Annotated in this window: 9 protein-coding genes; all 9 read right to left on the reverse strand. The window is 63.5% G+C overall.

What is annotated here, in order from left to right; genetic code table 11:
- Positions 1-11: 11 nt before the first annotated feature.
- On the reverse strand, positions 12-332 hold the full coding sequence (gene rplX, locus ACF3ND_RS17585) for a 50S ribosomal protein L24 (RefSeq protein WP_394062792.1): 321 nt from the start codon (positions 330-332) through the stop codon (positions 12-14).
- A 13-nt stretch (positions 333-345) separates the two neighbouring features.
- Complete coding sequence (rplN, locus tag ACF3ND_RS17590; RefSeq protein WP_003805375.1) at positions 346-714, reverse strand: 50S ribosomal protein L14; 369 nt, start codon at positions 712-714, stop codon at positions 346-348.
- A 356-nt stretch (positions 715-1,070) separates the two neighbouring features.
- Positions 1,071-4,631 (reverse strand): cellulose synthase complex outer membrane protein BcsC, encoded by a 3,561-nt coding sequence (bcsC, locus tag ACF3ND_RS17595; RefSeq protein WP_394062795.1) that lies wholly within the window; start codon positions 4,629-4,631, stop codon positions 1,071-1,073.
- The gene (gene bcsZ / locus ACF3ND_RS17600) at positions 4,622-5,734 is read right to left on the reverse strand and encodes a cellulose synthase complex periplasmic endoglucanase BcsZ (RefSeq protein ID WP_394062797.1); all 1,113 of its coding nucleotides are present in this window, start codon (positions 5,732-5,734) and stop codon (positions 4,622-4,624) included. The genes bcsC and bcsZ overlap by 10 nt, the downstream gene beginning before the upstream one ends.
- A complete protein-coding gene (gene bcsB / locus ACF3ND_RS17605) occupies positions 5,727-8,030 on the reverse strand; it encodes a cellulose biosynthesis cyclic di-GMP-binding regulatory protein BcsB (RefSeq protein ID WP_394062799.1) in 2,304 nt (767 codons plus the stop codon). The genes bcsZ and bcsB overlap by 8 nt, the downstream gene beginning before the upstream one ends.
- A 30-nt stretch (positions 8,031-8,060) precedes the next feature.
- Positions 8,061-10,679, reverse strand: a complete 2,619-nt coding sequence (gene bcsA / locus ACF3ND_RS17610) for a UDP-forming cellulose synthase catalytic subunit (protein WP_394062801.1) — start codon at positions 10,677-10,679, stop codon at positions 8,061-8,063.
- On the reverse strand, positions 10,673-11,392 hold the full coding sequence (locus tag ACF3ND_RS17615) for a cellulose synthase operon protein YhjQ/BcsQ (protein WP_394062802.1): 720 nt from the start codon (positions 11,390-11,392) through the stop codon (positions 10,673-10,675). Before ACF3ND_RS17615 ends, bcsA begins: the two co-directional genes overlap by 7 nt.
- Positions 11,389-11,583, reverse strand: coding sequence for a BcsR/BcsP family cellulose biosynthesis protein (gene bcsR, locus ACF3ND_RS17620; RefSeq protein ID WP_394062804.1), 195 nt, complete (start codon positions 11,581-11,583; stop codon positions 11,389-11,391). Before bcsR ends, ACF3ND_RS17615 begins: the two co-directional genes overlap by 4 nt.
- An 8-nt stretch (positions 11,584-11,591) precedes the next feature.
- Entirely contained in the window at positions 11,592-13,244 is a 1,653-nt protein-coding gene (bcsG, locus tag ACF3ND_RS17625; RefSeq protein WP_394062806.1) for a cellulose biosynthesis protein BcsG, read from the reverse strand.

Consider the following 13,244-nt stretch of genomic DNA (forward strand, 5'->3'; position numbering starts at 1 on the left):
TTATCCGCCCCTTATGCCTTGGCGCCAACGACTTTGCCGTTGGAACGATAAACACGCGTCTTCTGACCGTCGATCACCTGGATGCCGACGCGGTCGCCCTTGCCGGTCTCGGGGTTGAACAGAGCAACGTTCGAGATGTGGATGGGCATGGTCTTGTCGACGATGCCGCCTTGCGTGCCAGCCATGGGATTGGCCTTAACGTGTTTTTTCACTACGTTGATGCCTTCCACGATGACGTGGTCTGCATCGACGCGTTGCAGTACGGTGCCGCGGCGTTTTTTATCACGGCCGGTCAGCACGATAACTTCATCGCCTTTGCGAATTTTTTGCATTTTTTCGCGCTCCTTACAGCACTTCGGGAGCCAGAGACACGATCTTCATGAACTTCTCGGTACGCAGTTCGCGCGTAACGGGTCCGAAGATGCGGGTGCCAATGGGTTCCAGCTTGGCGTTGAGCAAAACGGCGGCATTGCCACCGAAACGAATCAGCGAACCGTCCTTGCGGCGCACGCCCTTAGCGGTACGAACCACTACAGCGTTGTAGATTTCGCCTTTTTTGACGCGTCCGCGCGGGGCCGCTTCCTTGACGGTAACTTTGATGATGTCACCGATGGCGGCATAACGGCGCTTCGAGCCGCCCAGCACCTTGATGCACATTACGGAACGCGCACCTGTGTTGTCGGCCACGTCCAGCGTGGTCTGCATTTGAATCATGATTTTTCCTGTTCCAACTTAATTGCAACGATCCAGCCAAAATGACCGGGTCACACAACCAGTTTTGGTCCCGTCAGATTCGGATCCAGCCAGTTCGATACCGTAAACCCGATCTCGATCTGGTCCGGCAAGCCGAACCCTAGGTTGAAATCTTGCGAGAGACAAAACGTGTATTACCTGCCAGGCTTGCCAGCCAGACCCCATGCCAAAGCACAATGCCATTCGGACAAATGGACAGGTAAGCTATTCATAATACTAAAAGCCAGCCCGGAAAGCAAGGATAAATTCAGTAAAGCCTTGAGCTTGCGGACTTTTCCCCACACCAGGCGACCTGGCGACCGGCGTGGGGACCCCGTTCACTTGAAATCCGCGTAGGGAGTCAGGGGCCGGGGCGGCAAGGGCAGGTCCCCCTGCCATGGCTCGAAGCTGTAGCGCAGGTAGAGCATGAAGCGGCTCGGGGCGTACTCCTTGCCCTTCTGCCAGTCGATGCCGCCGCCCAGCACCCAATGATTGTCCAGCCTGCGCTCGGCCACTCCCCGCAAGGAATAGGCCCATCCCTTGCTCGAGCTGCCCTCGATGGAGTTGGAAGACAGCAGATTGGCGTAAGGCACGCCCATGGCCGTCATCTGGCCTGCGGGCCCCGAGACCAGCCCTTCCAGAGGATAGTAGCTGGATGCCTGGCTGCGCGTGAAGGAGCGGGACACCGAACCCTGCAGCTCGAATGACCAGTTGGCCGTGCGCCGGGCATAGGTGACAGGCAGCGACAGGGAGGTGAAGCGCTGCGGACTGAAATACCCCCCCTGCCCAAGCGTGTATTCCCCCAGGTCCTGCGAGAACCGCCAGTGAAGCGCATTCACCCCCACGGACAATTGCTCGTGGGGCCGATTGATCAGGCGGTGATAGTAGCCGCCCATCACGGTGGTGCGGGTGTTGCCTTGCACATTGCGGCCCGTAAGACGATGCAGCCCCAGATCCGCCCATACCCCATGGGCCAGGCCTTGGTCCCAGCTCAGGCCCAGGCTCGCCCCGGTGGCCAGGACTCCGCCCCAGGTGATGCCGGTACGGGGGTCGCGGGCGCCTGCAAATGACAGCAGCGAATTGGACAAGGGCCGGCGCGAAGCGGTGAGCGTCAGGCCAAGCGGTCCGGCGTCCCCGCTGATGCTGACGCCGCCCACCCAGTTCTCCACAGGGAAGCCGGCCGGCGTGCGGCCTATGTCGGCGGCGAAGCGCCCGTTCCGGTAACCCAGCGCAAAGCTGGTGCCGTTGGCGCGCTGGCGCAGGTCATTGCTGCATCCCGGGAGGGCGACTGTATTTCCGTCGGCGTCGTCCGCCGTGAACGAACAGGTGCCGAATCGCTCCTGGTGGGCGCCGTTCGTCTCGACATCGAACGAGCCCGCATTCATGCGCACATGATCGGCCCGTACATACATGGTGCCCCCGCCCAGCGGGAAATCCAGCTGGGCCATGGTCGTGCCGGCCCTCAGCCGCGACAGGCCCGGCGTGCCGTCGTTGCGCCCCCAGAAGTCCTCATGCAGATGCAGTACGGGGCTCTGCTGCTGATAGAGCTCGGCCGTGTCGCTGCGCAAGCTGCGCAACAGCCAGTCATCGCTCTCGTTGCTGCGCGTCGCCCGGGTCAGCTCCGTCTTGCGCCGCTCCTGCCCTGCCGCCGAATAATCCTGCAAGGCTCCGGCCTGCCGCAAGGCCGTCTCGAAATGTCCCAGCGCCTGCTCGGGTTGATCCTTGGCGACGATGCGGCCCAGGTCGCGGTAGAGCAGAGGCTCCGGCCCCTGGGCCTGGCTGGCGGCCTGCTCCAGCAGAGTGCGCGCCTGCGCCCTTTCGCCCAAGGCCAGATAAAGCGCCGACAGGCGCCGCTTCTCATTGACGCTTGCCGAGTCGCGCAAGCCCGCCGGCCTGTCGCTCAAGGCCTGCTCGACCGTGGCCATGCGCCCTTCGGACTGCCAGGCTTCCATCTGACCCAGGTAGGCGTCCGGGTTCCCCGGCTCGGCCCGCAGCACCGCCGCATACTGGGATTTGGCCTTCGCCACGTCGCCGGACTCCAAGGCCCATGCCGCGATCTGCAGGCGCACGGCATTGCTGGGCCGGTCGTCACGTTCGAGCGAGGCTATCGCATCCTGGACCCGGCCCACGGCATACAAGCTGCGAGCCTGCTCGATCCGTTCCCTGTCGTGCAGACGCTGCGCCAGGGACTGCATGTCCGCGGTCCAGTCGGTACGAGCCACCCGCTCCAGGCTCGCCAGTCCCTCGCTCCAGCGATCGAGGGACTCCAGCAGCAGGCCATGGGCATAGCGGCTGATCCCTGCGCGCGGATGCTTGTCCAGATGGCGCTGGAATGCCTGCAGGCCGCGCTCGGTCTCGCCGGCCTTGAACCACATCTCGGCCAGGCGATAGCTCAACCATGGGTCATCCGGATCCAATTGCTGGGCCTGTTCCAGGGAGGCCGCCGATGCGCCCCACTGCTCCGCCCGCTCCTGCTCCTGCGCCTGGGCCAGGTACATGCGCAACTGGACGAGACGCCGCGTCTGCGCCAATGCCGCAGCGTTTGGCCCGCGGATCGAGTCCAGCCAGGCCAGGGCTTGGGCGGGCTCGTATTTATCCAGGGTCCGGGCGATTCCGCGCAGCGCCTCCGCCTGCCCTGGCTCCCGCGACAGAACGCGCATGTAGCCGGCCAGGGCGGCATCGTACTGGCCGCGTGCGGCCGCCACATCCGCCAGCCCCAGCGGCGCATGGACGTCTTGCGCATCCAGGCGCGTCGCCTGCGCATACAGAGCTTGCGCCTGGTCCAGGCGGGAAGCCTTCAAGGCCGCCTCCGCCTGCTCGAGCAACAGCCAATAACGCGTCGAATCGATCAGGCTCACCCAGCGGTATGTCTGGTCCTCCCGAGGTTCGCTCCGCTTGGCCTGCTCGAAATACTGCAGGGCCCGTACGCGATCGCCGCGGCGCAGATAAGCCAGGCCCAATGCGCCCAGGACCTCCACATCGTCCGGATAGGCCCGCGCGGCCTGTTGCAGCTGGGCAAGGCTGCGGGCGCTCGAACCTCCCGCCTCGATGGCGGATATCCCCTGCTGGCCGGCCACCCAACGAGGATCGCTCAACAATGCCGCCTGACGATCCGCCTGGGCCTGTGCCTTGGCAACCAGGCTGTGGCCTGCGTACAGGGCGACGAACTCCCGCCAGGCGCCCAAGGACTCGGCCGACACCGGCAGCGTGGACAGATAATCGAATTCCCGCGTGGCGGCTGCCCCAAGGCCGCCGGGCAGTTTGGCCAACTGGTGCAGGTAATTTCGGGCTTGGGCGGGCTGGTTCAGGTTGAACGCCAGATTGGCCAGTACGGTCAGGAGGGCGGCATGCCTGGGATACGTTTTCTGGAGCTGCTGCAATTGAAGGTAGGCCGCCTGCCTGCCGCCCTCTTCGCGGGCGCGCAGTTGCCAGTACTCCACACCATAGTCCGCTCCTGGCAGAACGCCCTTGAACAAATCGTCATACGCTTTCCTGGCCTCTTCCACACGGCCTGCCGCCGCCAGCAGGCGAGCCTGGCCCAGGGCTTGGGAGCCGGCGGGCTGGGACAGGCGCAGCAGGACGCGCGCCTCGCGCAACTCCTGGGACTGCGGCGCCCGGGCCTCCAGATCCTGCAGGAAGGCTTGCGCTTCAGCCAGCTTGCCGGTTCGCAAAGCCTGGTTGAACTGGGCGAACACCCCCGCAGGATGCCCCGGCTCCAAACGATAGAGGCGCTGCACGGCATCGTTGACGATATCATCCCGATAGGCGGACTCGCCTACATGGATCTGTTCAATGATGCGCCGCTTGAGGGCCTCGGCGTCGGCCTGCGGCTGAGCCTGAACCGGATTGGCCGCGAACATGCCGGCCAGCAGGATGAAGTTGAGTCGATTCAAAGGCATGGCGGCGGTTGTGAATCAAGAAAACCATGGGGGTCGAATCGCAGCAAGCCGGCGTCCCACCCAGCGGAAAAAAGGCTCAGCACCTGGCTGTAATAGTTGTCTCGCTCCATCGGCACCCCCGCCGCCCTCGTGCGCAAGGCCCTGGCTTTATCGCCATCGGCGAACAAAGGCAGCAAGGCGGCGGAAAAAGCGGCCGGCCCGACGCCAAGCGCCGTCCCGTCGCGGCTGTCGATGCGCTCGGGAAAACGCCCGTCGGCACCTATCCATTGCCCGATGGGGGCGAAGTGCGCCTTCAATTCCACCGCGCCCGTCATGCCCGCGGGCATCATTCCCACCCATAGATAGACACGGATGGCGTCATAGCTGCTTTGGGCGTCTTTTTCATCACGGCTGACGAAACGACGCCCCTGCCCGTCCCAATCCACCCAGTCCGGCGACACGGCCCGGGGAGCGGACTCGACCAGAAGACGACGCGTCCCTTCCAGAACCTGCGCCCATGGCTGGCTGGCTTCCTGCGCGAAACGCTCCATCACCATGGGCGGCAGGTAGCTTGGATTCAAGCGCCATTGGTCTTCATGCACGAAACCTTGCCGACCCGGCAGCAGCATGGCCCCGAAGCCGGGCAGATCCGCCACCTCTTCCTTGCCCATGCGCTGCAGCAGCAGGTGCCCCGCCACCGTGTACTCGCGCTGCTTCCACAAACGGCCAGCCTCAAGCAGCGCATAAGCAATCCAGGCATTGGAATCCGAGGCTGAATTCGCATCCAGCACGCCCCAGGCGCCTTCGGGCTGCCTGCCCCAGAGCCAGGCCGGCAGATGCGCGCCCAGGTCTCCCTGGGCCAGATTGTCCCGGGTCCAGGCGAGCAAGCGGCGAAACATGGGCTGATCGCCGGCCAGCAAGGCAAACAACATTGCATAGCTCTGCCCTTCGGATGTGGTGATCTGCCTCTGGTCCGAATAATCCACCACCCTGCCCTCGTCCGTGATCAGGTGCTGGCTGAAATACTTCCAGCGCGCTTCGAAGGCGGACGGCTGGCAGGTACCGGCCGAGGCCGGCAGCCCGGCCGCCAGCAGCAACAATGCCGCAAGCAGGCGCTTAAGCATCTTTGCTCAACCGCCGGCGAGCCACTGCCCGCAAGGCCAGCCACAGCATGAGCGCGATCAGCACCACCGTCAGCGCCGCCACGGCGGCCAGCAGCAGCGGTTTGTCGGACAGGTGGAACCATACCAATTGCCACCAATGCAGTTGACCGACGAAATAACGCGGCCCCACCGCTTCGCTCACGACGCCCGAATCCCGGATGAGGGCCACGGAGCCCTGGATGGCGTCCCGGCGGCCTTCGTCGCGAAAGGCCGTACGCAGCAAGGCGTAATCCTCCGGCGTGGAAGCCAGCAGGCCCACCCAGCTGCGCTGAGGGTATGCGCTCGATTGCATGCCGACCACCGCCGCCAGCGGAGCCAGCGCCTTCACGTCCACTCGCGTCACCGCGTCCAGCTCGGGACGCTCGGAGAACTCGGTATGTCGCAGGCTGTCGCTGACGCGCAATCCGGACTGCCGGGGCTGCTTCACACTGTCTCCGGCTTCCTGCAACAAGAGGTTGGCGTTAGGGCTGAGGCGCGCCGCCTCCGGCATCTCTCCTATCCAGATCACGTCGGCGTCCTGGGCCGCCGCCGCACTCAGGTCCTGGCTCAGGCGCACCTTGACGGCCGGATAGCCCACTTGCGCGCCGATATGGCCCATCAGCTCCAGGACGGTCGAGACGCTCTCTTTGTTGAGCTTGGCCGGGAGCACGACCAGGGTTTCAGACAGGTCGGCCATCTTGCTGAACGGAAAGCCGCTCATGGCGAAAGCCTGCAGATTCGGCATTTCCAGGTAATGCCGATAACCCGAAAAATCGATGTGGGAGTTTTCGTCGATGGCAGCCCGCGTGTCGACCGGCAGCATGGTCTGGCAACGGTCGGGCTGCGAACTGCCCACCAGCGCGGCAAAGGAAAAGTCAAACCGCAATTGATTGTGCGCCCCGATCTTCAGGGCCGGAATCAACAGGTTCTCCTGCGTGGTGGTCGAATCATTGCTGAGCAAAGGCAGGCGCATGTCGCTCAAGGCACGGGTGCCGCCCTGGGGATTGAGCAGATAACTGTCCACGAAGCGGTTGTTCAGGCTCAGGCTCAACCGCGACTCATCCACCGAAGCCGGGGGCGTATAGCGATAGCGCACCTGCATGGGAATGCCGTTGTTGCGCCAGACGAACAGGTCGGGCGGCAGGTTCAGGCGCAAGGTGATGGGCGCGGGCCTCAGGCCCGACACTTCCAGCTGCCCCGGATACTCGACCAGCTCCGAGAAACGGACCGGCCGATCCGTCGGCGTCCAGTTGGGAGCGTCGTAAGGCTTGCGCGCCTGCAGGCTTACCGCATCCTTGATGGTAACGCTCTGGCCGCGGAACAAGGGATTGCCCAGGGCCAGCGCCTGAGCCGCCGTCAGCAGGTCCGCACTGTCTCGCCCCAGCACCAGCAGCAGTTTCCGGGTCGGATTGTCGGGAACGCTGATCAGTTCCACGGTGGGAGCATCGACCTTGGGATAATCCTTGAGGATGTCGGGGCGATGGTCATTGTCGGCAAAGACCACCGCATGACCCTGCGCGGGCAGGCTGTTGATCAGGGTCGGAAACTCCAGGACGCGCCACGCGGCCCGGCTGCCCAGGAAGGAGGACAGCACCGAGGCGGCCTGCAAAGTGGGCGCATCGGGCAATTGCTGGAACATGAACGGAATGGATTGGGCGTTCATGTCGCCCAGGTCCAGAAATGGCTCCGGAAAGAACGCCAAGTCGTTCACGACCGGAAGGGCTTGCTGATCCAGGACCACGCGCGTCTTCTGGCTGAGGTCCAGCCACAGCGACGTGTGAGCCAGATCTTCACAGATATTGGTGTAGTGCCCGACGAATTCGAGCCGCAGGCGGTTGAAGCTGGTCAGGTAGAGCGGATCCAGTCCGACACGGTGCGACTGGACGGTTCCCGGGGCGGTTTCGTCCACCGGCACGACACCCATCATCTCCTCGTTCAGGTACACCCTGATGTGCGAGAGCTTGCTCAGCAAGGCTGGAGACGGCGTGAAGGCCAGGTCCAGGTAGGCCTGGGTCACCACCTGGTCCTTGCGCAGGGTGAACTCCAGCGTCTGCACATTCTGCAGGCCGTTGAGCACCGCCACGTCGCCATTGGCCAGCCGCCTCAGGCTCAGCTCCGTGCGCACGGTCCGGGACGCGTCATTCTGCTCCTGCGCGGCGCTGCTGGCCGGCGGCTCCATGATCCCGGCCGGCGCCGTCAGGCCCGCCGGGGTGTTTTCTTGCGAAAAGGCCAGGGCGCTGGACGCCATGCCAAGTGCCGCAAACAGGAATTTCATCATTTTTTTCATAAGGCAAAAAGTTACGGTCACTCAAAACTTGGAAACGGGTGCGTCGACATTGCGACGTGGCACGAAGGACATCAGCCAGGACAGGGCGTTCGTGCTTTCGCGCAGCATCACGTTGAACGGGAATGGCGCGTGCGTGGCCAGGCGCTGGTAGCCGCTGAAGCCAAGGACCACCACGTCGCGCAGACTGCGCAAGGGCCGGTCCAGACGGAACCGGTCGCTCCAGGCAAGCCAGGAGTCGGCGCGTGCAAACGTGCACTGGATCAGGTCGATATGATCCTGCTGGCTGAGGCTGTCGAACTGTATGCCGATATTGCGCCCCAGGCTGCGGCTGATCGTGCCGGCGAAACTGAAACGCCTGTCGCCGCGAGCCAGAATCAGGGTTATGCGCTGGCCGTGCGTCAAGCCGCGCGCCTCGTCCAGCGTCAGGCCCACACCGCCTTCAGAATAGTCGGTGAGCACGGCCGGCAGGATATGGCCGTCTTCACTCTGCACGAAAGCGGGCAGCGAGGCAGGCACGCGATGGGTCTGCCTCACCTGGCGCACTTCCGCCGCCACGGCCACCGCCCCGCCCAGAATGATCAGGTTGTAGAAAACCCAGAGCATCGTGATCAGCACGGTGATGATTTCATGCGAGGGGCCCGTGAACAGCCGCCAGATGCCAAAACCCAGGCCAATCACATTGGCCAGGGCCAGCAGCACATAGGGGTGGGAGATGGTCCAGTCGAAATACTGGCGCTCGACCAGGCCGCCCTTGGCCGTCACATTGAATTTGCCCTTGCTGGGTGCGAACAGGGCCACCGTCGTGGGCCGGGCGATGTACCAGGCCAGCACGGTCTCGTAGACCTCGCCCCAGAACGTGCGCCGGTACGAACCCTGGATATGCGAGTTCGTGATGTTGGCGTGCACCATGTGCGGAACGACATTGAGCAAGATGGCCACCGCCGGCGCGTAGACGATGTAGGAATGGAACCAGAGAAAGGCCAGCGGCGCCGTCAGATAGATGATGCGCGGTATGCCGGCCAGGAAATGCAGCATCGCGTTCAGATAGCAGATGCGCTGGAAGAAGCTCAGGCCCTTGCCCAGCAAGGGATTGTCCGTGCGGAAGATCTGCACCATGCCGCGCGCCCAGCGGATGCGCTGCCCGATATGGGCCGACAGGCTTTCAGTGGCCAGGCCGGCCGCCTGCGGGATGCGCAGGTACGCGGAGTTGTAGCCCTTGCGGTGCAGCCGCAGGGCCGTGTGGGCGTCCTCGGTGACGGTTTCCACCGCGAACCCGCCGATGTCCTCGATGGCCGAGCGGCGCAGCACCGCGCACGAACCACAGAAGAAGGCGGCGTTCCACAAGTCGTTGCCATCCTGCAGCAAACCGTAGAACAAGGCGTTTTCATTCGGCTGCTTGCCGAAATGCCCCAGGTTGCGCTCGAAGGGATCGGGTGAAAAGAAGTGGTGGGGCGTCTGCACCAAGGCCAGCTTGGGATCCTTCAGGAACCAGCCTGTGGTCAGCTGCAGGAACGAACGCGTCGGTATGTGGTCGCAATCGAAGATCGCCACCAGATCGCCATCCGTATATTGCAAGGCATGGTTCAGGTTGCCCGCCTTGGCGTGACGCCCGTCGGGCCGGATGATGTAGCCCACGCCCACCTGCTGCGCGAATTCCCGGAAAGCCTCGCGACGCCCGTCGTCCAGGATGTGGATGCGCAGCTTGTCCTTGGGCCAATCCATTCCCAAGGCGGCGTAGACCGTGGGTTTCACGACACTGAGATCCTCGTTGTAGGTGGGGATCATCAAGTCCACCGTGGGCCATAGGGACTGGTCCTCGGGCAGGGATGCGGGCTGGCGCCGCAATGGCCAGGCCGTCTGCGCATAACCCAGCAGCAGCACGATCCAGGAGTAGGTTTCAGCCAGCAGCAGGGCAAGGCCAAAGGCCAGATCCAGATTGCTGCTCCAATTCAAGGTGGACGTATAGCGCCACCAGATATAGCGGCTGGACACCGTCACGGAAAGGACGATGAGCATCAGGGTGGAGAGCTGGCTGGGCATGCGCCGCACCACCATGGCGGTGCCCCAGAGCAAGATGACGAAGATCAGCTGCGCAAAATAGGAAAACGGCTGGGTCACCAGCAGCAGGGCCATGCCGCAGGCCAGCGTCCCCGCCAGCAGCAGGACGAGCCCGCGCGCGCCCCGCCCGAGCGCGGCATAGTGCTCGGCCACATAGCGGCCGTACCCGTCCTGACGCATGCGCAGAGTCATCTGTCCCAGACGCTCGAACCAGCGACGGCGGCGGCGCAGCAGCCTGACGCGAGCCGCCTGCATGAAACGCTGGATCTTGCGGGCCGCAGGCCAGCCGCGCTGCTCGCCTGGCGAGACGAACAGCAGCATCCAGCCCGCCTGCAAGACATAGCGCAACGGATCCGCAAACCTCCAGGGACGACTGCGCAGGTGCTCGAACCAGGGCGCCGAGCGGCGCCGCAGCGACTGCCAGGCGCGGCCTTCCAGCCTGAAGAAAATGAAGCACACGCCCAGCCAGAACGAATACCAGGCTGCGGTTCGCCGACCCATGCCGCGCTCCTCGCGCAGGTAGACGCGGGTCCGTTCCAGGTAGGCCTGGGCGGCAGGGGTGAGGAAAAGACGGGTCAGCATGGCTGCTCGAGCCTTGGCTGCGCAAGCGCCCATACCGCCAGGGCCGAAAAGTCCAATGCCGCCGCCGAGCGAGGCATATAGTCCGCTATGGTCATGCGCTTGGCCAATGCCTCGTGCAGCGCCTCGTCCCGATGCACGAACACCGGCAGCAACTGGTCCGCATAGCGCACCCGCCAGTCCAGCACCAGATCGGCCGAGAGCTTGCGCGCCGGATCGAACTGATTGATCAGCAAGCGGCTTCCCGGAGCGAGCAATGAACTTTGCCCCATTCGCACATGAGTGCCGATATCGGGGTTGAGCACGATGAGATCCATAAAGGCGGTCCTGCGCCATGACGCGCTGCCCGGGCCGATGACGCCGATGTCGGCGATCACCCAGTCGAACTCGGGCGCCAGCCGTGGCAGGGATTGCATCCAGAATTCAACTGCCGCATCCGCATTCAAAGCCTGTGCGCCGTCCGCGGGTTGGCCGAACGGACAAAGCACGAGCCGCTCCTGCACCTCGAAGGCCTGCTCGGTCCATACCTGCGGCGCATGCGCCCAGCCGTCCTGCGCTTCATAGGCAATGGGAAAGAACAGCCGCAGCATGTTTTCCGGGCATGCGTCCAGCAGCAGCACGCGCGCCCCCTGACCGACCAGGGCTTCCGCCGCCATGGCGGCCACCGTCGTGGCGCCCGCTCCGCCACGCAGGGTCCCTACCGTCATGAGTTTCATGATGACAGCTCCGGATCGCGGTCGCGCTGCTGCGCCAGGCGATGCATTTCGCCCATCAAGGGCCAGCGCTGCAGCAGCTTCTCGTGTTCTTCGCGCGCGGCCACGTCCACGTAGTGCAAGGAGCGCAACTTCAGGAATTCCCGCAACGAAACCACATCATCGGCCAATACCAGTTTGGAATGTTCTTGCATGACGGCCTCTATCGTGGGTAAGGAATCCAGTCGCGCCCGCCCATGCGGACGTAGGGCACGCCTTGGTAAGGCATGAGCACCGTGCCTTCGTTCTCCGACACCGCCAGCGTCTGCGGCAGCCCGGAGGTCAGGCTTGCCCAGTCCACCGTGTCCTGTTCGAAAGCATGCGCGGCCAGCAGACGCGACAAGAGCTCCGAAATCGCCAGGTGACTGCTTGGCTCGTCGATACGCAGCGTTTGGCGAGGCTGCTGAGTTTTCTTGCCGCCGATCAGGCGCACGCCCACCGGCACATTGGTGATGGAGGGCGCGGGAATTTCCCGCATGCCCGAGATCTGCATTTTGTCGCCCACCAAGGCGGCGCCATGTTCGGGCACCAGGATCACCAGTACGCGCCGTCCGCTGGACTCCAGTTCGTCCATGAATGCGTCCAGCTCGTCGAGCAGCACCTGAGCCCTGTTCTGGAAAGGAGCAGACCGGCTGCCGCCCGTGGACGTGATTTCGCGGTTTCCATCATGCAAGGTAATGGTGTTGTAGAGCAGCGCCGCGTTCTTCTGACCCGAAGCCAATCTGTTGCGCCACCATTGCTGCAGGGTCTGGCGGTCATCCCAGATTGGAGAGTCATCAAATGCGGACCAGCGGCGCTTGGAATCCTTGGGAATGAATGGTGCGGGAAAACGCCCGCCGGCCGTCAGTTCCTCGATGAATCCCTGGAATTGCCCATTATGGTTCAAAGCGGTCTGCGGAGAAAAACCAAGCCGCTTGAGGTTTTCGAACAAATAGCACTGGTCATCCACCGGCTCGTACAAATCATGGTGGGACTCCTGGCCGCAACTGGCCCTCATCAGGCGCAGCACGGCGGGGCCGCTGTACGAGGTTGCCGAATTGAAATTATTGAAGACCACATCCATTTTCTGAAAAATGGGATGGGAGCGAAGATTGCTCGCTTCCAGATCCGACCAGGACAGGGAGCAGATATTCAGAAGCAGCACATCAAACGCCGCCGAATCACCCAGTTCCACCGGAAACTGGGTGACGCGTTTTTTCTCCGCTGCATAAAAGTCCTGCAACGCCTGGTTGAGCTGCTCGTTGAGCGGCTTACCCGCGACCGGCGCAGGCGGCTGCGCGACGCCCGCAGCCGGCGCCGCCGCCTGCCCCTGCGCCATCACGGCCGGCTGCGTGCCCCACAGGCTTGCCGGCAAGGAAATGACGCCGGCCAGACTGGTCCCGACCAGCGCCACCATGCTGAACATGGTCAAGCGCAACCATTGGGAAAGGAACAGGTAGACCACCAGGAGCACGAAGCCGGCCCCCACCAGATCCCAGTTGATGAAGCGCTGCGCCAGCTCCAGCAGGTAAACGGTCGAGAAATTCAGGACATCGGGCTGAGCCAGCAGGCGCGATATGGGCGGGAACCAGGTGTCATAGTAAAAAAGAGCCGCGCCCACCGGAATCGCCAGCAAGTGGCGCAGGCGATGCAGCCACAAAGGCGGCAGCGGCAGCAGCAGCGCGCAGGCAAAAATCAAATTATAAAAAGCATGAAAATTGAGCAACCCGGCCCAATACAAGAAAAGCTTGGCAATGAAATACAGATTCCACAGGCCCAGGCCACGCCATATGGCGTAGAAGGGCGCCGGCAAATCCTGATCTTTGTTTTTAGTCAT

Source organism: Alcaligenes sp. WGS1538, from assembly GCF_043187505.1.
Taxonomy (GTDB): domain Bacteria; phylum Pseudomonadota; class Gammaproteobacteria; order Burkholderiales; family Burkholderiaceae_B; genus Alcaligenes.

Coding starts and splice junctions, on each gene's coding strand:
- bcsC (WP_394062795.1), bottom strand. CDS start 4,631: ATGCCTTTGAATCGACTCAACTTCATCCTGCTGGCCGGCATGTTCGCG.
- bcsZ (WP_394062797.1), bottom strand. CDS start 5,734: ATGCTTAAGCGCCTGCTTGCGGCATTGTTGCTGCTGGCGGCCGGGCTG.
- bcsG (WP_394062806.1), bottom strand. CDS start 13,244: ATGACTAAAAACAAAGATCAGGATTTGCCGGCGCCCTTCTACGCCATA.
- bcsB (WP_394062799.1), bottom strand. CDS start 8,030: ATGATGAAATTCCTGTTTGCGGCACTTGGCATGGCGTCCAGCGCCCTG.
- ACF3ND_RS17615 (WP_394062802.1), bottom strand. CDS start 11,392: ATGAAACTCATGACGGTAGGGACCCTGCGTGGCGGAGCGGGCGCCACG.
- bcsA (WP_394062801.1), bottom strand. CDS start 10,679: ATGCTGACCCGTCTTTTCCTCACCCCTGCCGCCCAGGCCTACCTGGAA.
- rplX (WP_394062792.1), bottom strand. CDS start 332: ATGCAAAAAATTCGCAAAGGCGATGAAGTTATCGTGCTGACCGGCCGT.
- rplN (WP_003805375.1), bottom strand. CDS start 714: ATGATTCAAATGCAGACCACGCTGGACGTGGCCGACAACACAGGTGCG.
- bcsR (WP_394062804.1), bottom strand. CDS start 11,583: ATGCAAGAACATTCCAAACTGGTATTGGCCGATGATGTGGTTTCGTTG.